The sequence below is a fragment of the Nostoc sp. 'Lobaria pulmonaria (5183) cyanobiont' genome, assembly GCF_002949795.1.
Classification (GTDB): domain Bacteria; phylum Cyanobacteriota; class Cyanobacteriia; order Cyanobacteriales; family Nostocaceae; genus Nostoc.
Genome location: NZ_CP026692.1, coordinates 5,315,705 through 5,339,002, shown reverse-complemented (window position 1 = coordinate 5,339,002; position 23,298 = coordinate 5,315,705). Strand labels below are relative to the sequence as shown.

At 42.4% G+C, this 23,298-nt stretch carries 25 protein-coding genes; 12 read left to right on the top strand and 13 right to left on the bottom strand.

The features are described 5' to 3' along the window. Positions 1-51: 51 nt before the first annotated feature. Positions 52-990: an alpha/beta fold hydrolase gene (locus NLP_RS23685; RefSeq protein ID WP_104908469.1), complete on the bottom strand. Its 939-nt coding sequence runs from the start codon at positions 988-990 to the stop codon at positions 52-54. Positions 991-1,142: 152 nt separating this feature from the next. On the opposite strand from NLP_RS23685, the gene NLP_RS23680 reads away from it, so the two are divergent. After that, the gene (locus tag NLP_RS23680; RefSeq protein WP_104908468.1) at positions 1,143-2,024 is read left to right on the top strand and encodes a shikimate dehydrogenase; all 882 of its coding nucleotides are present in this window, start codon (positions 1,143-1,145) and stop codon (positions 2,022-2,024) included. A 177-nt stretch (positions 2,025-2,201) separates the two neighbouring features. Here NLP_RS23680 and NLP_RS23675 read toward each other — a convergent pair whose 3' ends face one another. Further along, complete coding sequence (locus NLP_RS23675; protein ID WP_104908467.1) at positions 2,202-3,584, bottom strand: aminopeptidase P family protein; 1,383 nt, start codon at positions 3,582-3,584, stop codon at positions 2,202-2,204. A 47-nt stretch (positions 3,585-3,631) separates the two neighbouring features. After that, complete coding sequence (locus NLP_RS23670; protein WP_104908466.1) at positions 3,632-3,883, bottom strand: hypothetical protein; 252 nt, start codon at positions 3,881-3,883, stop codon at positions 3,632-3,634. Between the two features lie 150 nt (positions 3,884-4,033). Here NLP_RS23670 and NLP_RS23665 point away from each other — a divergent pair, with 150 nt between their 5' ends. Then, positions 4,034-4,840, top strand: a complete 807-nt coding sequence (locus NLP_RS23665) for a PhzF family phenazine biosynthesis protein (RefSeq protein WP_104908465.1) — start codon at positions 4,034-4,036, stop codon at positions 4,838-4,840. A 2-nt stretch (positions 4,841-4,842) separates the two neighbouring features. On the opposite strand, the gene NLP_RS23660 is transcribed toward NLP_RS23665, so the two are convergent. Continuing rightward, entirely contained in the window at positions 4,843-5,307 is a 465-nt protein-coding gene (locus NLP_RS23660) for a DUF29 domain-containing protein (protein WP_104908464.1), read from the bottom strand. A gap of 197 nt (positions 5,308-5,504) precedes the next feature. On the opposite strand from NLP_RS23660, the gene NLP_RS23655 reads away from it, so the two are divergent. Further along, complete coding sequence (locus NLP_RS23655) at positions 5,505-6,248, top strand: class I SAM-dependent methyltransferase (protein ID WP_104908463.1); 744 nt, start codon at positions 5,505-5,507, stop codon at positions 6,246-6,248. 184 nt (positions 6,249-6,432) lie between these two features. Here the strand turns inward: NLP_RS23655 and NLP_RS36210 are convergent, their stop codons facing one another. Beyond that, positions 6,433-6,690, bottom strand: a complete 258-nt coding sequence (locus NLP_RS36210) for a hypothetical protein (RefSeq protein WP_442946673.1) — start codon at positions 6,688-6,690, stop codon at positions 6,433-6,435. Positions 6,691-6,766: 76 nt separating this feature from the next. On the opposite strand from NLP_RS36210, the gene NLP_RS23650 reads away from it, so the two are divergent. Continuing rightward, positions 6,767-7,207, top strand: coding sequence for a DUF4332 domain-containing protein (locus NLP_RS23650; RefSeq protein WP_104910003.1), 441 nt, complete (start codon positions 6,767-6,769; stop codon positions 7,205-7,207). A gap of 55 nt (positions 7,208-7,262) precedes the next feature. Here the strand turns inward: NLP_RS23650 and NLP_RS23645 are convergent, their stop codons facing one another. Further along, positions 7,263-7,877 (bottom strand): TetR/AcrR family transcriptional regulator, encoded by a 615-nt coding sequence (locus NLP_RS23645; RefSeq protein WP_104908462.1) that lies wholly within the window; start codon positions 7,875-7,877, stop codon positions 7,263-7,265. A gap of 151 nt (positions 7,878-8,028) precedes the next feature. Between NLP_RS23645 and NLP_RS23640 the strand changes: the two genes are divergently transcribed. The 4 genes from NLP_RS23640 (at position 8,029) to NLP_RS23625 (ending at position 12,871) form a co-directional block, all read left to right on the top strand. Further along, the gene (locus tag NLP_RS23640; protein WP_234017040.1) at positions 8,029-9,672 is read left to right on the top strand and encodes a M16 family metallopeptidase; all 1,644 of its coding nucleotides are present in this window, start codon (positions 8,029-8,031) and stop codon (positions 9,670-9,672) included. Positions 9,673-9,718: 46 nt separating this feature from the next. Continuing rightward, positions 9,719-11,236 carry a M16 family metallopeptidase gene (locus tag NLP_RS23635; RefSeq protein ID WP_104908461.1) on the top strand — a complete coding sequence of 506 codons (1,518 nt, stop codon included), beginning with the start codon at positions 9,719-9,721 and terminating at the stop codon, positions 11,234-11,236. Between the two features lie 70 nt (positions 11,237-11,306). Then, entirely contained in the window at positions 11,307-11,534 is a 228-nt protein-coding gene (locus tag NLP_RS23630; RefSeq protein ID WP_104908460.1) for a hypothetical protein, read from the top strand. A gap of 689 nt (positions 11,535-12,223) precedes the next feature. Then, a complete protein-coding gene (locus NLP_RS23625; protein WP_104908459.1) occupies positions 12,224-12,871 on the top strand; it encodes a Uma2 family endonuclease in 648 nt (215 codons plus the stop codon). A 67-nt stretch (positions 12,872-12,938) separates the two neighbouring features. On the opposite strand, the gene NLP_RS35140 is transcribed toward NLP_RS23625, so the two are convergent. Then, the gene (locus tag NLP_RS35140) at positions 12,939-13,304 is read right to left on the bottom strand and encodes a hypothetical protein (protein ID WP_234017393.1); all 366 of its coding nucleotides are present in this window, start codon (positions 13,302-13,304) and stop codon (positions 12,939-12,941) included. Between NLP_RS35140 and NLP_RS23620 the strand changes: the two genes are divergently transcribed. After that, positions 13,192-14,394: an alpha/beta hydrolase gene (locus NLP_RS23620; RefSeq protein ID WP_104908458.1), complete on the top strand. Its 1,203-nt coding sequence runs from the start codon at positions 13,192-13,194 to the stop codon at positions 14,392-14,394. The genes NLP_RS35140 and NLP_RS23620 overlap by 113 nt on opposite strands. Positions 14,395-14,442: 48 nt before the next feature. On the opposite strand, the gene NLP_RS23615 is transcribed toward NLP_RS23620, so the two are convergent. Beyond that, a complete protein-coding gene (locus NLP_RS23615) occupies positions 14,443-15,075 on the bottom strand; it encodes a hypothetical protein (RefSeq protein ID WP_104908457.1) in 633 nt (210 codons plus the stop codon). A gap of 228 nt (positions 15,076-15,303) precedes the next feature. On the opposite strand from NLP_RS23615, the gene NLP_RS23610 reads away from it, so the two are divergent. After that, entirely contained in the window at positions 15,304-15,735 is a 432-nt protein-coding gene (locus NLP_RS23610) for a biotin carboxylase (RefSeq protein WP_104908456.1), read from the top strand. Between the two features lie 85 nt (positions 15,736-15,820). Here the strand turns inward: NLP_RS23610 and NLP_RS23605 are convergent, their stop codons facing one another. The 3 genes from NLP_RS23605 to upp form a co-directional block, all read right to left on the bottom strand. After that, positions 15,821-16,090, bottom strand: coding sequence for a YggT family protein (locus NLP_RS23605; RefSeq protein ID WP_104908455.1), 270 nt, complete (start codon positions 16,088-16,090; stop codon positions 15,821-15,823). Positions 16,091-16,217: 127 nt separating this feature from the next. After that, the gene (locus tag NLP_RS23600) at positions 16,218-16,571 is read right to left on the bottom strand and encodes a hypothetical protein (protein ID WP_104908454.1); all 354 of its coding nucleotides are present in this window, start codon (positions 16,569-16,571) and stop codon (positions 16,218-16,220) included. A gap of 74 nt (positions 16,572-16,645) precedes the next feature. Beyond that, the gene (gene upp / locus NLP_RS23595) at positions 16,646-17,296 is read right to left on the bottom strand and encodes a uracil phosphoribosyltransferase (protein WP_104908453.1); all 651 of its coding nucleotides are present in this window, start codon (positions 17,294-17,296) and stop codon (positions 16,646-16,648) included. Between the two features lie 293 nt (positions 17,297-17,589). Between upp and crtH the strand changes: the two genes are divergently transcribed. Continuing rightward, on the top strand, positions 17,590-19,092 hold the full coding sequence (crtH, locus tag NLP_RS23590; protein ID WP_199784674.1) for a carotenoid isomerase: 1,503 nt from the start codon (positions 17,590-17,592) through the stop codon (positions 19,090-19,092). Positions 19,093-19,692: 600 nt separating this feature from the next. On the opposite strand, the gene NLP_RS23585 is transcribed toward crtH, so the two are convergent. Continuing rightward, on the bottom strand, positions 19,693-20,151 hold the full coding sequence (locus tag NLP_RS23585) for a hypothetical protein (protein WP_104908452.1): 459 nt from the start codon (positions 20,149-20,151) through the stop codon (positions 19,693-19,695). Positions 20,152-20,673: 522 nt separating this feature from the next. Here NLP_RS23585 and NLP_RS23580 point away from each other — a divergent pair. Beyond that, complete coding sequence (locus tag NLP_RS23580) at positions 20,674-22,035, top strand: serine hydrolase (protein WP_199784879.1); 1,362 nt, start codon at positions 20,674-20,676, stop codon at positions 22,033-22,035. A 52-nt stretch (positions 22,036-22,087) separates the two neighbouring features. Here NLP_RS23580 and purT read toward each other — a convergent pair whose 3' ends face one another. Continuing rightward, the gene (gene purT / locus NLP_RS23575) at positions 22,088-23,251 is read right to left on the bottom strand and encodes a formate-dependent phosphoribosylglycinamide formyltransferase (RefSeq protein WP_104908451.1); all 1,164 of its coding nucleotides are present in this window, start codon (positions 23,249-23,251) and stop codon (positions 22,088-22,090) included. Positions 23,252-23,298: the final 47 nt, after the last annotated feature.

The window sequence follows — 23,298 nt, the reverse complement described above, 5'->3', positions numbered from 1 at the left end:
GAGATGCAATAAATTGCGTCTCTACTCAACATTTTCTAATGAGATTTAATATCACCGGGCAATAGATAAAACCCAATCGCGTAAAAGTTGATTTACTCCATCGGGTACTTCATCATGGGGACAATGACCTGCTGTTAAGAAATGCTCTGTGAGTTGAGGAGAATATTGACGAAACTTTTGAGAACGTTCTTTAGGATTCATCCACGGATCGGCTTCTCCCCATAACATCAACAAAGAACAAGTTAATTGCTTTAGTAGTACATCAACTTTTTCTCCTTGAGGACTGCTAAAAACTGAAACAAATACATCCAATGCACCCGGATCAAAAGCAGGACGATAAATTTCTTCTACCAATTGGTCTGTAACTGCACTTTTATTAAGGTATACCTTTTCTAAAGTTTGGCGAATTACCCAACGTTGTCGTACATATTGAAATAACACAAACTGAGCTAAAGGTTGTTGAAAAATCCATTTAACTGAGTCACCCAGAAGTTTCTCTAAAGAAGAGGGTTTTTTGGGTGGCTGAATTTCGCTTTGCAAAGTTTCAGGTTCAGATGTTGGCTGGTTTTCGCTAAAAGGCCCGGCACTATTGAGCAAGACTAATCCAGCTGCACTGTCGGGACGTTGTGACGCAACACATAAGCAAGCATAACCACCAAGGGAATTACCTGCTAATACTGCTTTTTGACCAATCACTTCGCTGATAAAATCGTGAAGTTGGTCGCGCCACAAGTCGCCACTGTACTGCAATTTTGGTTTTGCCGATCGCCCGAATCCCAAAAGGTCGATCGCAAATACTTCAAAATCTTGACACAATCCTGTGATATTCTTGCGCCAGTGGTCTGTGGAAGCACCAAATCCATGTACCAAAAGCAAGGGCGGACGTTGCGTTTGTTTCTCTCCTGCACGCACGTAGTAAACGTTGTGCCCGCGCCACTGCCAATATTTGCCAGGAATTGGAGTTGTAGAGGAGGCTGTAGTTGCCTGCATGATTTAAAGAAATGTTAAGGAGCTTTTAATAATTGTAGGCTAGGTGGGGAGTAGGGGGCAGGGGGGCATACTTCTCTACGAGAGGCTGCGCCAACGACTGCGCTCAGTAACCGGGGGAGCAGGGGAGATAAATGACAAATGACAAATGACAAATGACAAAAGAAATTACAGGGAAAACTAAACTACTAGGAGTCATTGGACATCCGGTGGAGCATTCGCTGTCGCCAGTGATGCATAATGCAGCGATCGCACAATTAGAATTAGATTACATTTATCTGCCTTTTCCGATTGAACCACAGAATTTAGAGGTGGCGATCGCAGGTTTAGCTGCTGTTGGGGTTGTCGGCTTTAATGTGACAATACCTCACAAACAGGCAATCATTCCCCTACTCTCAGAAATTACACCCCTGGCTCAAATTATTGGAGCAGTGAATACTGTTAGCCGCCAAAATAACCAATGGGTAGGCACAAATACAGATATAGAAGGATTTCTTGCTCCTTTACAGACAACATATAAACAAAATTGGAGTCAGAAAGTAGCGGTAATTTTAGGCAATGGTGGTGCAGCCAGAGCAGTTGTCGCAGGTTGTACTCAGTTAGGTTTTGCCCAAATTCATGTTGTTGGGCGCAATATGCAGAAATTAGAAGAATTCCGCAATAGTTGGAGCAATTCACCCCTTGCTGAGAAATTCCAGGTTCATCAATGGGAAGAATTACCAAAGCTTATTCCCCAAGCAAATCTGCTGGTAAATACAACTCCGATTGGGATGTATCCCAAAGTCGATGAATCGCCTTTGAGTGTAGAGGAAATCGCGAATTTACCAACAGGTGCGATCGCTTACGATTTAATATATATTCCTAAACCAACACAATTTCTAGAGCAGGCACAAAAACAAGGCGCAATTGCGATCGATGGATTAGAAATGCTAGTCCAACAAGGGGTAGCAGCATTAAAAATCTGGTTACAGCAGGAAACTTTGCCTGTAGAAGTGATGCGCCAAGCTTTACAAAATCACCTGGGCTTGGGGAAATGAAAGTTCTATAGGACTCAATACGCTTGGGTTAAGGCTCAAACTCTTTATCAAAGTCAATTTTTAATTAACGTAGACGCAAAGCTGCTTGCTGTAGGCTACCGCAGAGGCGCAGAGGGAACAGAGAGAAGAAAAAATCCAGTAATTAGGCATCCATAAAGGATGCCTGTGAGTATGAACTCAGCCATTGACTAGATTTTCTACAGTATCGGCATCGTTTGGCAATGCAGCTGTTAAAACTTCGCTGCCTTCTGTAGTAACTAAAACATCATCTTCAATGCGAATTCCCCGCACATCGGCAAATTCAGATAAACGCTGCCAATTCACCACATTCTGATATTTTGAACGCACATTAGCATCATTTAAAATTGCTGGTACTTGATAAAAACCAGGCTCAATTGTGACTAGCATTCCTGGACGCAGGGGACGATTTAAACGGAGGTAGCTTAAGCCAAAGCGATCGCTCCTTTCACGTCCCTCTTCATACCCGGCTAAATCGCCCAAATCTTCCATATCATGCACATCTAAACCCAGTAGATGACCGATACCATGAGGAAAAAACAGCGCGTGGGCATTGATTTCTACTAAATCTTCGGGATTTCCTTGTAAAATGCCTAACTCTACTAAACCTTCAGCGATCGCTGTAGCTGCTAGCAGATGAATATCCCCATACTCTACACCAGGCTGGATTTTGGCAATGCAAGCATCATGGGCTGCCAATACCACATTATAAATATCTCTTTGGGTAGATGAAAACTTACCCGAAACTGGCCACGTGCGAGTCACATCACCTGCCCAACCCGTCTGGGTTTCAGCGCCAACATCGGCAAGCAGTAAGTCACCTGGTTGCAAACTATGGTGATACTGCTCGTTATGCAAAACTTCACCGTGAACGGTGACAATACTGTTGTAAGAGGTAGTCATATTGTGGGCAATAATTACCCCTTCCATCGCTGCCCGAACTTCTGCTTCTAGTTTGGCTTGGGGTGTTGCTGCCATCCCCGCTTTGTGAGCTTTGACAGTGAGTGCCGCAGCTTTTCGCAACTCGGTTAATGCCGCATCATCGTGGGTGAGGCGGAGAGAAACGATCGCCTTAGCTAACTCCAAGTCAATTCCTTGGGGAGGACTTTGTGGTAAAACCCATCTATTTAATAGCTGCGATTGCTGCGTCCAAGTAGCTGCATCTTGGACAGCAAGTGTAGCGGCATCTTCTAGCCAAGACTCTAATTCTGCCATTGGTCGAGCCACATCCGCCCCAATCTTCTCGGCTATTTCTTCGCGCGTTGGCGTTTCTCCATGCCAAAGGGCGCTGCTGGGTGACGGATCGTCGATGAATAGTTCTAGTTTGCCTGCTTCTAGACGAATTGCCGCCTTTGGTAATGGCAGTCCGGCGAAATAGAGGAAATGACTGTTAGCACGAAACGGAAAGGTATTGGCGGGAAAGTTGCGCGAATTATTACTACCCGACCACAGAATTGCTGGAAAATCAACGAGGTTGGCTAGTTGTTGCCGTCGGTGGCGTAAAGTATTGCCGAGGGAAGTAGAAGTTTGTGGGATAAGCATAAATGTAAACTCAAAGAAAAAAATAAAGGTGATGGTTTTGTCTTTATTTAGTCGTTATCGTCATCTTTTTTCTCATTTTTGCGATCGCCATTTTTATCGTCGTCATTTTTGTCCTTTTGCTTTGTCTGGTTAGGCTGTTGGGTAGGTTGTACGACTGGTTTTGGTTGCTCAGTTGGTGCAGGTGGCTGGGGTGCTTCAACAACACAACTAACTAATCCTCCAGAAATTAGCGCTAAGTTGACAGCAGCAAAGATGCTTTTGAAGATTTTTATCCTCACGTTTTCGGTTTGCTTTAACATTGACTCTGGTTTTTGGAGATTGTATTCCTAATTTCTAAGGTACTGTATATAGTGGTTCTCATTAAACAAGTAGGGGCACGGCACGCCGTACCTCTACACCTTGCTACTGATAAATATATTGTTTTCTAACTTTCAAGGCGACTCTATCTAATGGGACAAATCATTACTCAAGTTGATGCTTTTACCAATACACCTTTCGCGGGTAATCCGGCTGCTGTCTGTGTTTTGCCTACTCCCCAACATAAGCGCTGGATGCAAAACGTGGCGCAGGAGATGAATTTATCTGAAACAGCTTTTCTAGTCAGACAGGATGATGGCTTTAATCTGCGTTGGTTTACGCCCACAGTGGAAGTACCGCTTTGTGGTCATGCAACTTTAGCTAGCGCCCATGTACTTTGGTCAGAGGGACATTTATCACCTGATGAAGTTGCACGTTTTTATACCAAAAGTGGAGTGCTGATTGCGAAGTTGCAAGGTGAGTGGATTGAGTTAGATTTTCCTGTGAATCACTCACGAGTAATCATCGGGCCTCCAGAACTCAAGACTGCTTTGGGTGTACCATACAGATTTGTCTTGCAGAATTCACTAAGTTATTTAGTGGAATTAAAATCGGAAGATTTAGTGCGGCAAATGCAGCCTAATTTTCAACTACTAAAAACCTTACCACTTGGTAAAGTTATAGTTACTAGCTTGACTAGTCCTGATTCAGATTATGATTTTGTCTCTCGCTTCTTTGCACCAGAGGTAGGTATTAATGAAGATCCGGTGACTGGTTCAGCCCATTGCTGTCTTGCTCCATTCTGGCGCGATCGCTTGCACAAAAATGAATTTTTGGCTTATCAAGCATCCAATCGCGGTGGCGTGGTGAAGGTGTATTATGACGGTGGCGATCGCGTCTTTCTCGCCGGACAAGCGGTAACTGTGCTACAAGGGGAGTTATTTACCGCATCAATCTAATATTACAAATCAATAATATCCGGCAAAAACTCACTATCAAGAACTTGGGCAATGGAATAAGGACATTCCACTGCAAACGTATTTATTGGTAGTTCAGTTTCATTACTAGCAGCTTTCAATCCCCGATGATAGCACTGGGCTAAAACTTCTTCTGGATAAGACTTGAGGCTGGGACTCTCTTGCAGTAAATCTGCAATTTTGTAGCGCTGCTGATCAATCGTATTTCGCCAAGAGCCACTCCGCAAACTAGACTGATGTTGCCACTTGAGCAAATGCTGTAATAATACTTCCAAGCGGCTTTTCAACTCTCGTCGTTCTGACCGTCCCAAGCTTTCAATCTCCTCAATCACAGCATCCCAGTCTACTTGTCCAAATTGTCCAGCACGAATGAGTTGTACAGTTTTTTCTGTCCATGCTGCAAAGTCTGTTTCATACAACTGGGCTGCGCTTTTCGGAATCTGGGTCATGAGCTTCCTGCAATCTACCGTATACTAGCTAAATTGGAGATACTTTACGCCCATTTTAACTTCAAGAAAGCGATCGCATCTTTTTAGTCATACAAGCCGTAACGCGCTTATCTTGAAGTGTTGGTGCTGAGGTGGCAGGCGTAGAATTTAACTTTTCAGACATCCTTTAATAAAAAACTTGCAAGTGAGTTGAAAAAATGGCAGCCGAGTATGATAGCATAGCTCTCCAGTTTCAAAAACTTAACAAATTGCCTTATCGCTTGTATGGTGAGGCATATACATACTTAAATTTAATCGCAGATGTTACCGGGAAATCAATCCTCGATCTAGCTTGTGGAGAAGGATTTTTCACACGATTGCTCAAACAGAATGGCGCTGCACGTTTGGTTGGTGTGGATATTTCCTCAGAAATGATCAAATTGGCAAGACTTGAAGAAGCTTCTGTTCCACTTGAAATTGAATATATCATCGGTGATGTGATGGAAATTGGTTCTATTGGCAGCTTCGATCTTGTGGTAGCCTCCTATTTGCTGAATTACGCTTCAACTAAAGAGCAACTACTCAAAATGTGTCAGGCTATAGCAATTCATCTGAAACCTGGTGGTCGATTCGTCAGTTTGAACAATAATTTAGAACTGCTTCCAGAGTTTTATGATAAACATGAGAAATATGGCATTGCTAGGAGATGTGCCCAGTCACTCCAAGAAGGTACTCCCATAACCTTAACATTGAGCATTCCTGATGACGGTGAGTCTATCAGTATTGATAACTACTACCTTAGCCAAGCGACTTATGAATGGGCCTTGATGAGTGCTGGTTTTAAAGAGATCCGCTGGCACCATCCCATAGTCTCTCCCAAAGGCATACAGAAATTTGGCTCCGAGTTCTGGCAGGATTACATTGACTATCCCGATATGATCGGCATTACCTGCCTAAAATAACTATCAATGCAGTTGGTTATATCATGTCTGCCAAATCACCCATAATAAAAGAACCCCACCCCCAACCCCACCCCGCAAGCGGGGAGGGGAGCTAAAGCGCAGCTTTTGCGGGGTGGGGTTCCGGTTATTATGGTTAATTACCCGGACATCATATTAGGGGCTGTTAGGGAGTTTTGCAAGATATCTAATGTTTGTTAGGCGAAACAATTGCATTGTCAGGCGAAACAATCGTATTGTCAGGCGAAACAATCGTATTGTCATGCGAAACAATCGTATTGTCAGGCGAAACAATCGCATTGTCAGGCGAAACAATCGTATTGTCAGGCGAAACAATCGCATTGTTAGGCAAAACAATCGCATTGTCAGGCGAAACAATCGCATTGTCAGGCGATGCAATGGTATTGCTGAAGATTGAATTCAAATTGCACGTCAATACAAACACCAAACTGCAAGAGCGTACTTTTAAAGGAGAAGTAACTGTCACAATATTTAAACAAGCCTATATTTTAATTTCAAAAATGTCTGCTAAACACAAAGATAGTAGAACTACTATCCAATCTCGTGATTGGCCAATTGAGCAATTACCTGGACTGAGCCACGAAGAACAATCTCAACTTCAAAATTGTGGGATTACTAGCACAGTAGCCTTAGTCAAACAAGGGAAAACTTTAGAGTCAAGACTAGCGTTAGCAAATAAACTACAGATTCATCTTCAGTATGTAAATAAATGGATGGCTTTAGCTGACTTGGCACGTATTCCCAGTGTCGGGACACAATATTGTGGTTTATTGCTTCATGCAGGTATTGGTTCTGTAGTGCAGTTAGCTCAAACTCCCACTCACAGATTGCACCAACAAATTATGCGCTTGCAAGTAGCAACAATGCAGCGCCGAGATTTGTGTCCAGCAATTGAGCTAGTACAACAATGGAGTCAGCAAGCTAAAGCAATCATTAGTTAGGAGTTAGGAGTGAGGAGTTAAAACTCATAATTCATAACTCACAACTCATAACTCTTCACTCTTTAGCTAAAACACCATTAAGAAAGATATCAGCGAGTCCTTCCGCCATTTCCTGCATTTGTTGGGGAGAGGCATCAGGTTCTATCAGGGTGTTGTTAGAAAAACCTGCGATCGCAAACATTCCTAAGAAAACTTTCGCAACTAGCTTTGCGTCCCCTTGACGATAAATGCCTTTATCCATCGCTGTTTGAAAGAATGCTTCACCCACATCAGTCATTTTGGTAATGACTTCTGATTGAATGCGATCGCGCAAATCGGGGTGAAATTGCACCTCCATAAAACAAACACGCATCAAATCGGCATTTTTTTGGAAATTCCACATCCGGCGGCGCATCACCTGAGCAACGGCTTTATAGCTGCCCATTTCACTTAATTCTGTGAGCAAATCTGTAAGAATCTCTACCCAGCCACTCGTGGCTACTTCCACCAAAATTGCTTTTTTATTCGGAAAATGACGAAATAGAGTGCCTTCAGCTACACCTGCTGCCTGTGCTAAGTCGCGGGTGGTAGTACCGTCAAATCCCTGAGAGGCAAACAAGCGTTGCGCTGCCTGTAAAATCCGGGTGCGCGTCTGAGCCTCTGAGGGCGGGGAAGAATTAAAAACTCGCATAACAGTTATGGTTAGATATCCGTAACAAGACTTGTAGCATTATTGTCTAATGTCAAGTGCAAAGAGCCACTGAAAACTTAATACAAGATTAACGTTCTTTTGCTGAGTATCCTGTTATTTAGGTGATGTAACTTTATCTTAATTTTCGCTTATGAACCAGAGCAGTCGGTCAATTTTAGATTTTAGATTGGGGATTTTCGATTGGTTAGATCGAGTATCTGTCATATTACGACGGTTGTTTGTCACTTTGTTGGCTTTAATCATCTTCTCGTGGGGATTGCTGCCAGAAGTCGCTCTAGCTCAAACTCAGACAGCACCTCCTCCTCAAGAAACCAAAACTCAAACCCCACCAGTTCAAAGTTCAATTCAACCTTATCTCGATCGAGTTATTAAGCAATTAACGGAGTTTCGCCTCGACAATGGTTTGAAATTCATTGTTTTGGAACGACATCAAGCGCCCGTGGTTTCTTTTCTTACTTATGCAAATGTTGGTGGTGTGGATGAGCCAGATGGTAAAACTGGTGTAGCTCACTTTCTGGAACATTTGGCGTTTAAAGGTACAACGCGTATTGGTACACAAGACTACAAAAAAGAAAAACCGCTACTAGATACCTTAGAGCAGTTGAATGCTCAAATTAAAACAGCGAAAGCCGATGGCAAAAAAGCTGATGTTGTTCGGTTACAAACTGAGTTTGAGCAAGTGGAATCGCAAGCAGGTAAGCTAGTCAAGCAAAATGAATTGGGGCAAATTGTCGAACAAGCGGGAGGCGTGGGTTTAAATGCCAACACTTCAACCGAAGCCACTCGTTATTTTTACAGCTTTCCTGCCAATAAGCTAGAACTTTGGATGTCGTTGGAGTCGGAGCGATTTCTCGATCCGGTAATTCGTCGTGAGTTTTATAAAGAGAAAGATGTAATTTTAGAAGAACGACGGATGCGGGTGGAGAATTCACCCATTGGACAGATGGTGGAAAAGTTTATCGATACTGCTTACAAAGCCCATCCTTACAGGCGTCCAGTGATTGGTTATGACGAAGATATCCGCAATCTGACACCAGAAGATGTCCAAAAGTTTTTTGATACTCACTACGTACCAAGTAATTTAGCGATCGCTATTGTCGGAGATGTCAAGCCGGCTGAGGTAAAAAAACTGGCGCAAACTTATTTTGGCCGCTTTCAAGCCAAAACCAAAGCTGTTGAACAAATTCCGGTGGAACCACCACAACAACAAACACAGGAAGTTACTTTACAGCTACCTTCTCAACCTTGGTATTTAGAAGGTTATCATCGTCCGGCAATTACTCATCCAGATAATGCCGTCTATGAAATCATTGGCAGTTTATTAAGTGATGGGCGCACATCGCGGCTATATAAATCTTTGGTAGAAAAGCAGCGTTTGGCGCTAAATGCTCAAGGTTACAGTGGATTTCCTGGAGATAAGTACCCAAACCTGATATTTTTCTATGCTCTCACAGCTCCTGGTCATACAGTTGATGAGTTGGCAGTGGCTTTGCGCCAAGAAATTGACAAATTAAAAACTGAGCCTGTAGCGGCGGCTGATTTGCAACGGGTGAAAACCCAAGCACGGGCGAGTTTGTTACGTACTCTCGATTCCAATATGGGGATGGCTCAACAATTGTTGGAATATGAGGTGAAAACTGGCTCTTGGCGGAATTTGTTTAAGCAGTTGGATGACATTTCAGCGGTGACGACGGCTGATATTGTGCGAGTGGCAAAGGAGACTTTTACGCCAGAAAATCGCACGATTGGTAAGTTGTTGTCGAAAGAATCTTAAGAGAAACGAACCACGAAGGACGCTAAGGGCGCAAAGGAAGAGAGGTATGCAGAGGTATAAGGTGAAGGGTAAAAGGCAGATAACGTTGAAAATTCAAAATAGGAAGGGGTTGATTTATGTTTTGGTTGCTGTTTTTGCGTGCTTACTTTTAACTTGTAATTTTTCTCTGGCGGCGACGGCTGAGGCGAAACATTACACACAATTGCAGCTACCACCGCTACCTGAGATTAAGTTACCCAAGTATGAGCGGTTTGTGCTGCAAAACGGCTTGGTTGTGTATTTAATGGAAGATCACGAGTTACCGTTGGTGAATGGTACAGCGTTTGTACGCACAGGGAATCGCTTGGAACCAATGGAAAAAGTTGGGTTGGCTGGTTTTACAGGCGGGGTAATGCGAACTGGAGGAACTAAGAACCATTCGCCTGATGAACTCAACGAGATATTAGAACAACGGGCAGCATCTGTGGAAGTTGGTATTAGTGAAACTTCTGGTGGTGCTAGCTTTGATGCACTCAGTGAAGATTTAGAAACAGTATTTGGGCTGTTTGCTGAGGTGCTGCGATCGCCTGTATTTGCTCAAGAAAAGCTAGACTTGGCTAAGACACAAGCTAAAGGTGGCATTGCCCGTCGTAATGACAATCCAGATGGGATTGCTAGTCGAGAATTTAAGAAATTGATCTATGGGAAAGATAGTCCTTATGCTCGCACGATAGAGTATGCAACGGTGGATAAGGTTGAGCGTGAGGATTTGCTCAAGTTTTATCAGCAATATTTCCACCCCAATAATATAATTTTGGGGATTGTGGGGGATTTTGAGAGTCAGAAAATGCGATCGCTTATTCAAGCTAAGTTTGGCGGTTGGCAACGTAACCCAGGTATTGCTAAACCCACATTACCAAAGGTTTCACCAGCTAATACAGGTGGAGTCTTTTTTGTCAATCAACCACAACTAACGCAAAGTAGTGTGCTTATCGGGCATTTAGGCGGACGTTTCGACAATCCCGATTATGCAGCGCTGGATGTATTGAATGGAGTGTTAAATGGATTTGGTGGACGCTTATTTAATGAATTGCGATCGCGTCAAGGTTTAGCTTACTCTGTCTATGGCCAGTGGAGTCCCCGCTACGATTATCCTGGCATATTTATCGCTGGTGGAGAAACGCGATCGGATGCTACCGTCCAGTTTGTCAAAGCCTTACAAGCTGAAATCAAGCGCACCCAAACTCAAAGAGTGACAGCAAAAGAACTAGCTTATGCCAAAGAGTCTACACTCAACTCTTTTGTGTTCAACTTTCAAGACCCCAGCCAAACCTTATCACGGTTGATGCGATACGAATATTACGGCTATCCTGCTGATTTTCTCTTTCGCTATCAAAAAGCCGTAGCCGCCACCACAGCTGCTGATGTCCAACGGGTAGCACGAGAATACCTCAAGCCAGAAAAGATTGTGACTCTAGTAGTGGGGAATCAAACCGCCATTCAACCGCCATTGACACAGTTAGCTAAACAGGTGACACCAATAGATGTAACGATTCCTGGTTCGCAGCCTCAAGCGAAGAATTAATAGTGTAGATAGCTACAATACCTTTGCCAAAAAAAGAGTACGAACACAGAGGGCTGCTGTAGTAGAGTTATTGTCTCTCAAAACAACAACTCAAAAACTACAAGCAGCCCATGCCCGATATTTTTTCACTGCTACAATGCCTGTTACCGCAGATAAATGCTACGACGATGCGGCAATTGAACTAGATAATCCTGGCTATGTTAGCAATGAGTGGCTTATCTCTCGTTTTCGCATCCTTAATTCCAACTCCGGCATTATTGACCTTAAAGCTTATTATCGTGGATTTCGATATATCTAGGACTTACGCATTGACACAAAATACATAGTATGTAAGGCTTTAAAAACCACATCTGTCGTAGGTGCACAGCATTGCTGTGCCCCTACAGCGCGGGTTTACTGATCATCAAAGAACAATTAATAAAGGCTGAAACGACCTATTTTCGTGAAACATACTATGATTAATTTGTACAGTGCGTAAGTCCTAATATCCATGAAATCTTAAAAATGCTTCCAGAAATCCCTGAGCCTATTTTATTAACCTAGATTTTTGCCAAATTTACTTCTTCAAGGTGTCTTTATTCCGGTTCTACGGACGTTCAACCCTCGTAAATTGGCAATGGTATTGTAGCTAGATACTCAATATCCAAATAAAATCGCAAGGTTCAGATCCCCGACTTCTTGGACAGTCAGGGATCTTGTTGTTGAAATAATTTTCTCCATTATCAGGAAATGACTCAGGAGAAATTGGAGTAACAAGTAGAAACTAAATCAGGAACCAAAACCTCTGGAAACTCCAGAGGTTTTTTTTACTCTATTAATCTTTTTGGGAGCGATCGCCCCGGTATACACTTCTATAAAGGGCTTCTTCAAGCAAGCGATGTCTAACGACAAGCTGCGGCGTATCCTATGAAGTAGCAAAAATTGTCGCAGCAAATTATTTAACTAGAGTAAGCTAAATTTAGGTTTCAACTACTGGGAGCGGAGATGATGTTGTTGGAATTAAAGCGCATCCATGTTCCACCAGGGCAAAGAGTGCTACTGCAAGATGTAACCTGGCAGGAATTGGAAACAATTCTAGAAGATTTAGGGGAACACCGAGCAGCACGAATTGCTTATGATAGGGGAATGCTGGAGATTATGGCACCACTGCCAGAACATGAAGACGATAAAGAAATTATTAGCGATTTAGTCAAAGCTCTTTTGGAAGAATTAGACATTGAGTTTAGATGCCTTGGTTCTACCACTTTCAAAAACCAAGCAATGGTTCAAGGTATAGAACCCGATCAGTGTTTCTATATAAAAAATGAATCTAAGATTCGCGGCAAGAAGCGGCTAGATTTAGCAGTAGACCCTCCTCCAGATTTAGCTCTAGAAATTGATATTACTTCTCGCACTCATCCTAATATTTATGAAGCGCTAAAAGTGCCTGAGCTTTGGCGTTTTGAGCGAGGAAAGCTCCAAATTAGTATTCTACAAAATGGTCATTATGTAGAATCTCAGCTAAGCCTAAATTTTCCTCTATTCCCACTAATTGAAGCGATTCCCCAATATCTGGAGCAAAGTACAACAGCAGGTAGAAATGCAACGCTCAAAGCTTTTCGGATTTGGGTACAAAAACAGATACAACAACAATAACTTATGCTGTCACCAGAATTCACAACAGACAGCAGATTTCAAGTTAGTGAAATACACAAGCTAAGTCTCAAAGCCTCTCCTGGCGAATGGAATGCGCGGCTATACAAACAAAACCCACTCCCGTGGGTTTCAAATTCTTTGAGTTTGCGTAGGCGGACTTCGTTTGTGTAGCTGCGATTTCTAATCGCCTGGTAGATTTGCAAAGGTGAGATGCTCCCAAGACTGTTTTACCTCTGAATTCTGCTGTATAACTATTGCCAACCTTCGCATAAGCGGATAAATTGTACTTCTTTGAAGTCATTACTACCGCATTTTTATCTATGTTTGTTAAACCCAAAATATTTTTATCATCGCTTGCATTATTACTCAGTTTTGCAAGTCTATTTCTTAGCACTTGGATTCTTCTTCCTGCTCCAAATATGTTTTTACTCACGCTAGCAGTAGGAGCGCCAGAAGTCAGTCCTTGGTTATTATTATTAAATTTGCTCTTTTTATTGCTGTCTGTATTCTATATCCGTCGCCGTCAACTACAACGTTTAGTTTGCATTTTCAGTTTAATCGGATTGCTAATTTGTGGATGGGTGCTAGTGAATATCCCACAAACTCAAATGCAGATGGCTAAAGCGATGAAACAAGGGTTGGGAGCAAATTACCTAGAGCAAATTCCACCCCAAGTAAGGGCTAAGATGCAAACCTATCCCTTTAACTTAGTTAATTTTTTTCGGGGTATTGCATTAGGTAAAACGCGTCATCAAAAAGATATTCTCTTTGCTTCTCCTGAAGGAGTGCCTTTAAAAATGGAAGTTTACCAACCCCCAGAGGTAGGGAAATATCCAGCAATGATAGTAATTTATGGTGGAGCTTGGCAATATGGCAATACTCATGCCAATACCGAGTTTAATCAATATATTGCTAATCATGGATATACGGTATTTGCGATCGACTATCGACACGCACCTAAATATCGGTTTCCATCTCAGTTAGATGATGTGCGTACAGCCTTGAATTTTATTCGCAAACATGCAGCTGAATATGAAGCCGATTCAGAATGTATGGTACTTTTGGGACGTTCTGCTGGGGCACATCTAGCAATGCTAGCGGCTTATCAACCCGATGCACCACCGATTCGCGCTGTGGTGAACTATTACGGGCCTGTTAACTTAACTGAAGGATATAAAACACCACCAAATCCCGATCCTATAAATACCCGCGCTGTTTTAAAAGCATTTCTTGGTGGTTCTTTAGAAGAATTGCCTAATCAGTATCAGATTGCTTCACCGATAAATTACCTAACGCACCCTTTACCGCCAACTTTATTAATTTACGGCAGTCGCGATCATTTAGTGGAAGCGCGATTTGGCAGACAGATGTATGAAAGTTTACATTATTCTGGCAATACTGCGGTTTTTCTCGAAATTCCTTGGGCAGAACATGCTTTTGATGCTGTTTTCAACGGTGTGAGCAATCAATTAGCGTTGTATTATACTGAGAGGTTTTTGGCTTGGGCGTTGTTCGGGCAATGATTTTATTCGCAGACTCATTCACAAGTATTAAAAACTCAGCACTCTTTACTACTTCTGAGGCCAGCGCCAATTGTAGCGATTCCATTCATACATTCCTTGAATTTCATATTCTGCGCCGTTAAAGAAGCGCACGACGCAATTAGTGGAGGAATCATCGCGTAGGCGTAGCCCGTCGTAGACATCGCTAATTTCCTCAACCTTAATCACCATACAAGGAAACCACTCCCGCTTACAAGGGCCATTCTCCTGCACCCATTCCCATAGTGCATTGGAAACTTCAATGCGATCGCCTACTCTTAACTTCAGTGCATCCTCAAAATAAGAATACTTATCAAAATGATATGACTCAACACGATTCAACCACTGTAAACCATAGCGTTGGCGAATAAACTGTACCGTTCCAGAGTCCTTTTCTAGCAACCAGTCGTTGAGTAATTGCACTTTCCAAGTGCGATTGCGTTGTTCTTCATCCTTCACAAACTGTAAAAATGTTTCTAACTCTTCTGGGGTAAGTTCATCTAAAGGATTAGCAATATTTGACATCTCAGAGGTAGAATTTCCCTGAATTTGCTCGACTATTTGTAGTAATATCTGTTTCTGCGTGTCAGTGAGAGGACAGCTTGCGGCATCACAACTATTAAAGGCTGCAAGCATAGCTGTTTCAATCTCATCTGGAGTCATAAGTTAATAGCAATTGAGGGGTTATTCCCCTAATTATTACAAATGTTAAATTCAAGTCTCCAATCACCCTGTAGTTAAATTCAAGGTAAGCTGAGGTTGTAAGTTATATGGCATCTCCAAAATGAATCTAGAGATGTAGCACTGCTATGTCTCTACAAGGGTTCGGATAACGCATATTTAATTTCACCAGATGTCTATTGTTTGTTACATTAACTCACGGGGTATTTTATGCGGTTGCGTTCGCTCACGGTCGTTTTTATTTCATGTCTCATTACCTTTCTATCGTGGGTGATTATTCCCCCAGCTGTAGCCCTGACACAGATTAAACTATTTGATGTCTCTTATAAAGATTGTCCATCAGAACTAGCACAAGGCGCTGTTATCAGTAGTGGTAGCGCGGCAGCCAATTGTTTTATTGTCATTGGCAAAGCAGAAAATGGCACTAATAAAACAGTCTACGACGCAGATATTTTTGGACGTATCTATGATGCCAATAATGACTCGGTGATGCAAAACCGCACTCGCTTAGGCTCTATTACCGAGGTGCCACCAGGTATTAGCGATTTTGAATTGAGAATTTCTGTACCTGCGAATCAGCCTACTCCGTTGAAGCTAAAACAGTTCAAGGCTGCCGGGTTTAGCGGTCAAGTGCGTAGGTAATTCGTAATTCGTAAAAAATTGTAGAGACGCTTGTATACTTAACGTCTCTACACAATTCTTTACCAAAATAGTAATCAAAATCTTTCTATAAGGGCAGGTTAGATGGAATGGCACTCAGAAGCCCAGTAACTACATTGAGTGCTAAGAAAGCTAAGAGCGGCGAAAAATCTATACCGCCTAGTGGGGGAATAATTGAGCGGAATAGATTCAGATAAGGATCGGTTATCTGGGCTAAAGCGGCAAATGGCTGGTTATACCAGTTGATTGTCGGGAACCAGGTTAGCAAAACCCGGATAATTAGCAAATAGCTATAAAAGGTGACAAAGGTAATTAGTGTCGTAATCAGTAAACTCATGGATAGCTTTGTTTCCTACTAGGTGTCAAACGCGGTCTTATCTTTTAATTTTAATTTAGTCCATGTCATGGTGTATGCGGATTCCCGATTTACCACACTTGACACTTTCACCACGCCTGAACAAATTTCAGGAGTCTTTAGTGAGGGAGCGGTCATTGGCTGCTTGGGGTGAACCACTATTTACTTTTCCCAGTTGATTTCGCACTTCATCAATTGTGGCATTTAGCTGGGCAATTTTATCTTCTAACGATCGCCTGGCCGTTTCTATGCCGATGCTCTCACTTTCTGAGGCTTTCATCTGACGCCGCTTTGCTGCTATTTTCTTAGCTTCGACTTGGCTATCCGTTAGTTCTGTCTCCTCCTCTGCTAGTAATTGAGGATCGCGTCGAGAAGCAATCAGTGCGCCGATAACACCACCAAATACGCCACCAACAAACGCCCCTGCTACAAAACCACTGCCAAAACCATCTCGCTGACTCATATCTTTACCGCCTTCACAAACCTTGCAACTTTTACAGTAGTTATGCTATTTTCCTGCCCTAGCTGCATACTAGCTTAAGTCCCAAAGATGCGATCGCCTGCATCTCCTAATCCCGGTACAATATATCCCTTTCTGTCCAGTTTTTCGTCAATTGCAGCGGTGTAAATTATTAAACCTGGATAAGCTTCACTCAATTTTTGCAAAGCCGGTGGAGCCGCCACTACACAAACAATCCGCGTTAGAGTTGGATCGGCACCCCGTTGTGTCAATTCTGCCATTGCCACCATGATTGACCCTCCAGTTGCCAACATTGGATCGGTAATTAATACTCGTGTTTGGGGGTCAAATTTTTCTGGTAACTTGTTCAGATAACAATGAGGTTGCAGTGTCTCTTCATCTCGCGCCAAGCCAAGGTGGTAAATCGATGCTAAAGGCAGTAAAGTCTGCGCTCCCTCTAGTAATCCTAGCCCAGCCCGCAGAATTGGCACTACTGCCATAGGCACTTGCGGATCGATCACCGTTGCTGGACAGATATCTAAGGGACTCTGTACTGCTGTTTCTTGAGTCGGCAACCAGTCTCGTGCAGCTTCATAAGTCAGCCATCTTCCCAACTCAGTCATCGCACTGCGGAACAATACTGAAGGCGTGCCTGCATCACGGGCTACTGCTAGCCAGTGCTCGATCAGGGGATGGGGTGGAACATAAACGCGCAATTGTAGCGTCATAGCCAGAAATAGGCGCCTTTTTATTGTATAACAACTGAAACACCATAATACTCTTTCCTGCATCCGGCTGACAGCTTAAAATTAACAATCTCAATTTTATTGATAAAATCTTTCATTAATAGTTGACATTAATTCTCAATCAAGGCTATATTCTTATAAAGTGTTCTCCTCTCTTTTAAGGATCGGCAGACGGGATTAGTCAGCAGTAGCAGGCTCGTCCCTCTTTTTTTTTGATTGGGGCATTGGGAATTGGGCATTGGACATAAGGGAGAATGACAAATGACAAATGACAAATGACCAAAATGCAAGATATTGATGCGATCGTGATTGGGTCTGGGATTGGCGGATTAGTAACAGCGACCCAGTTAGCGGCGAAGGGAGCGAAAGTGCTGGTACTGGAACGTTATTTGATTCCGGGTGGTAGTGCTGGTTATTTTGAACGCCAAGGCTATCGATTCGATGTTGGCGCATCAATGATTTTTGGACTGGGACAGAACGGTACAACCAACTTACTCACCCGTGCATTATCAGCTGTAAATGTCAGCCAAGAAGCGATCGCAGATCCGGTGCAGATTCACTATCATCTACCTCAAGGTTTAGACCTGAAGGTTGACCGGGTTTATGAAAAATTTTTGCAAAATCTTACTGCTCATTTTCGCCATGAAGAACAAGGGATTCGTCGCTTTTATGACGAATGCCAAAAAGTATTCAAATGTCTAAACAGGATGGATTTGCTGTCGCTAGAAGAACCTCAGTATCTACTGCGCGTATTTTTCCAGCATCCTTTGGCGTGTCTCGGTTTAGCCAAGTATCTGCCCCAAAATGCCGGGGATGTGGCGCGGCGTTACATCAAAAACCCGCAATTATTGAAATTTATCGATATGGAATGTTATTGCTGGTCGGTGGTTCCATCAGACATGACACCAATGATTAATGCTGGGATGGTCTTTTCTGACAGGCATTATGGCGGAGTTAACTATCCTAAAGGCGGAGTCGGACAAATAGCCCAAAAACTGGTGGAAGGTCTAGAGAAGGCTGGAGGTAAAATTCAGTACCAAGCTAGAGTCACGAAAATTCTGACAGAACAAGGAAAAGCAGTAGGTGTACAACTGGCGAATGGTAAAGTATATCGGGGTAAACGCATAGTTTCTAATGCTACACGCTGGGATACATTTGGACAATTACTACCAGCAAAAGAAATGCCATATAATGAGAAAAAATGGCAACAAAACTATCAAAAATCTCCAAGCTTCTTGAGTTTGCACATCGGGGTAAAGAAGTCAGTTTTACCTGTGGGGACAGAGTGTCACCATATTTTGCTGGAAGACTGGGAAAAGATGACAGTAGCAGAAGGCACAGTGTTTGTTTCGATTCCCACATTGCTTGACCCAGATTTAGCACCAAATGGATATCACATCATTCATGCCTTCACTCCTCATTGGATTGATGATTGGCAAGAACTTTCTCAGGGTGAGTACGAAGCAAAGAAAGAAGAGGCGGCTTGGCGAATTATTGACCGCCTAGAGAAGATTTTTCCGGGTTTAGATGCCGGATTGGATTATTTAGAAGTGGGGACACCGCGCACCCATCGCCGCTTTTTGGGTCGTGAGGATGGCACTTATGGGCCAATTCCCCGGCGTAAGTTGTGGGGGTTATTGAACATGCCCTTTAATCGCACAGCTATTTCAGGCCTTTATTGTGTAGGGGATAGTACCTTTCCGGGTCAGGGTTTGAATGCAGTGGCTTTTTCTGGTTTTGCTTGCGCCCACCGTATTGCCGTAGATTTAGGATTGTGAAGTCCATCAATCAAGGTGATTACAGGAACAGCCTATGCAAAAAGCTTAGTAAGGGGATAGCGTTAACAGTGAAGTTGGTAGCTACCTCAACAATCTGAGTAACTCTCAATATGATTCGGTTAAGAAAGTTATCTGTTAAGGCGATCTCTTTAAGCGGGAGTAGAAGAAAGTGCTGGGGAAGCAAGAGTGTTTAAATTTAATCTCTTCACTTGAAGTGAAAATTATAGCCAAACCGCCTCAATCTCCAAATCCAATAGACCTCTTGCAAAAGTGCTTTTTGCAAGAGGTGGGAAAAGGGACTCATGTTAAAAGGAAAGGGGAAAATACAAAATACTTCCCCTTTTCCCGACTTCTGCAATAAGTCTAATGTATAGTCAAGCACTGTTGGGATCATATACCGGGAGCGATCGCTTATTTTAAAGAAACACCCCGAACGATTAAAGCGATTAAGTTACCAGAGGTTGTGTTTGTAGCTGCTTGTAAGTAGGGGAGTAAACTGGAAGCCGCACAGGTGAAATCGAATGTGATTGTTTGGTTTGAGTAGGCGCGGCTCCATATAATCGGGGATTTTAATTGAAATTGCAAGTCAAACGTAGACAGTTAATTTTTGGAAGTTGAAAAGTTCAATTCCTGTTGAATGGTTTTAGCATCATCATACAGATTTGTCACTCTCGAATCATTACTTGGACAGCTAATATCTTGAGATGTTTGCCCTTGATACCTGACTTGAGTTGACGTACCGAACGAAACAGATTTCACACAGGGTTTATATGGTAAATTTGACAATAGTTTAGCTGCTGAAATATCATTGAAAAATTTAGTAGCTGTGCCTAATTTTATTTCACCTACACCTTTTCTGTTGCAAACAGTATAAGTTGCTTTTCCGGATGGCAATACGCGAATTCTATATTTGCAGGTATTTGTAGAGCCACTATTAATAATAACTGCTGGCTGTTTGGGATTTGGAGTTTCTGCAAGTATTCTCAAAGGAAAAACACATAAGGGTGTAGCTAACAATACTGAAGCTAGACTAATTTTATATATGTTAAAAAGTTCCACTTTCACCTCACATTAATTTTTTGAGTTACCTAATTAGGTCAGAACTGATTTGAGATATCTTATGCAACAAAAAATTTTGCAATAGCACTTGCTTGCTTAAGACTTGATTAAGTAATATTAAATTTTTGAGCAACACAGTTACTAAACAAAAATTATAGTGATTTTTTAAAAGTATAGTTGATTATATACTTTTTAGATATGTCATTCTGATGTCAATGTTATGTCAGGATAACACTGATTTTTCTGTGTTATTCCTGTCGAATATCTACTGTGGATTTCGCAATAAAAGCCTTCAGTGACACAATTGTGGCATTGCTGGCTCACGCCGGAGAAACAGTCATCAGCCGCGATACGCAAACGCATTCGTGCGTGGATGCGGTAGGTTACGCCACGCTCAAAATCCATTCGGTTGGTTCTTTACCATGCCTTTTCACGGCAATTTACAAAATTTTTCATAATTGTGCTTTAATGGTGGGCGGTTTTTATTTTCAAGAATCTTCCTCACACACAAAACGATCGCTGATGCTACTCACACACAAAGAAAATATTGTAAAATTTAGCTGGCTTCTACCCAGTTTCTTAAGCTTGATCCTGTTTGGCTCCACTGTTAAAGCTAATGGTGCGATGCCTGCGGCGGGCGTAGCCATCGCAAATTGGCATTTTGATAGCAATCGCAATCATCTGGACTTTACCACAGATGAGAACGTTCAACCGAAAGTACAACTACTTACGAACCCTACTCGTCTGGTCATTGATTTACCTGGAGTTACGTTAGGATATCCACAGACTAGTCAAAGAGTGGGGTTAGTAATTAAAGACATTCGTATCGAGCAGTTTAATGTAGAGACTACTCGTATGGTAGTTACTTTAGCATCCGGTTACACCTTTGATTTAGCACAGGTACAACTGCAAGAAGAATCCGCCAATCATTGGTCTGTGCAGTTACCCAAGCCAATACAATTGACTGCAACCCAGCCGCAATATTTAGAGATAACTCCGAGTATTGCTCCAAGAGTGAATGATAATAGTACTCTCTTTGCTGGCGTGGTTCCGATGCATTCACCGATGAAAGCGCTGGAACCTCAAATTAAAGTCTTAATGAGTCGCTACAGTTTTCTGAAAACAGGAATGTTTTTTCTGGATTTGGATACTGGGGATTATTTGGATATTGGAGGCGATCGCGTTTTCCCCGCTGCAAGTACAATCAAACTGCCAATACTCATCGCCTTTTTCCAGGATTTAGATGCTGGTAAAGTCACCCTTCAGGAAAACCTGACTATGCGGCGTGACTTAGTTACCAATGGTTCTGGAAGTATGCAATATGAGCGAGTTGGGAAGAAGTACACAGCTTTGGAAACCATCACTAAGATGATTACCATTAGCGATAATACCGCCACCAACATGATTATTGATCGCTTAGGTGGAGCAGCGCGACTAAATCAGCGCTTCCGTAGTTGGGGACTGAAAGACACAGTAATTCGGCATCTTTTGGCTGACTTGAGAGGAACCAACACCACAAGTTCTCAAGATATGGCGAGGGTGCTGGCTTTAGTTGTGAATAACAAGCTAGTTTCTTTACAAAGTCGGGAGCAAGCCTTAGATATTTTGCGTCACACCACAATTCATACACTGCTTCCCGCTGGTTTGGGGAAAGGTGCAGTTATCGCTAACAAAACTGGAGATATCGGCTTTCTCATCGGCGATGCGGGATTTGTCACTATGCCCAATGGTAAGCGCTATTTGGCCGCCATTTTCGTCACCCGTCCCTATAAAGACACTAGGGGGAGAGACTTTATTCGTCAAGTTTCCCAACTTGTTTACAATTATCTGAATCAGACAAATCCAGTTGCTGCGGTTAATTTGCCTAATAGTGCTACGAGATAACAGTTCAAAATAGATATTGGTAGGGACGCACAACCGTGTATCCCTACGGTAATTAGATAATTTTAATTTTACTTGCGGCTATAGTAGCTTTTTGCCTAGCCTCTTGGACATTCACACCCTTCGCCAAAGCTACGCCCATTCGCCGATATGGATGAGCATTAGGTTTACCAAATAATTTAATATCTACATCTTTTTCTGACAAAGCATCGGCTACACCACCAAAAGCAATAGAATCAGATTTTTCTGAGGCTAAAATTACCGCACTGGCTGAGGCTCTTAGCTGCTCTATATGAGGAATTGGCAAGTCTAAAATAGCTCTTAAATGTAATTCAAATTCATTGAGATTTTGTGAGATTAATGTCACCATTCCCGTATCGTGGGGTCTGGGAGAAAGTTCGGAAAAAATAACTTCATCTTTGGTAATGAAAAATTCAACACCAAAAATTCCGGCTCCTCCTAAAGCATCAGTTACTTTTATAGCTATTTCTTGGGCTTTTAATATTTTATCTTCAGAAATTTCTGCCGGTTGCCACGATTCTTGATAATCGCCTCTTTCTTGACGATGACCAATGGGAGAGCAGAAAATTGTCGGTGCATTCCACTGTTTAATTGTCAGTAAAGTTATCTCCATTTCAAAATTAATAAATTCTTCTACGATCACCTTTTGACTGTCTCCTCTAGAATTAGCGATCGCATAATTCCAAGCTTTCTCAACCTCAGTCTTATCCTGGACTACAGACTGACCTTTCCCTGATGATGACATCACAGGTTTAACAACATTGAGAAAGCCAATTTTATCCGAAACTGTAATCAATTCTTCTAGAGTTGTTGCATAACCATATTTAGCTGTTCTGATGCCCAATTGTTGATGTGCCAGTTCTCGAATTCTGTCACGATTCATTGTGTAGTTAGTGGCAGCCGCAGTCGGAATAACTGTAATTCCTCGCTGTTCAAATTCTAGAAGTTTTTCTGTTCTGATTGCTTCAATTTCTGGTATAATAATATCTGGCTGATGTTTTGTCACTACAGCTTCTAAATCATCAGCACTGAGCATAGAAATAACTTCATAAGCATCAGCAACCTGCATTGCTGGAGCATTGGCATAGCGGTCAACGGCAATCACATAATTACCAAGACGTTGAGCAGCGATCGCAAATTCTTTACCTAGTTCTCCTGAACCCAACAACATCAGTTTTTGGGGCAACTTAATACTCATTAACTTATCCATCTCAATATCAATTCAATCATTTTATAATTTTTTGT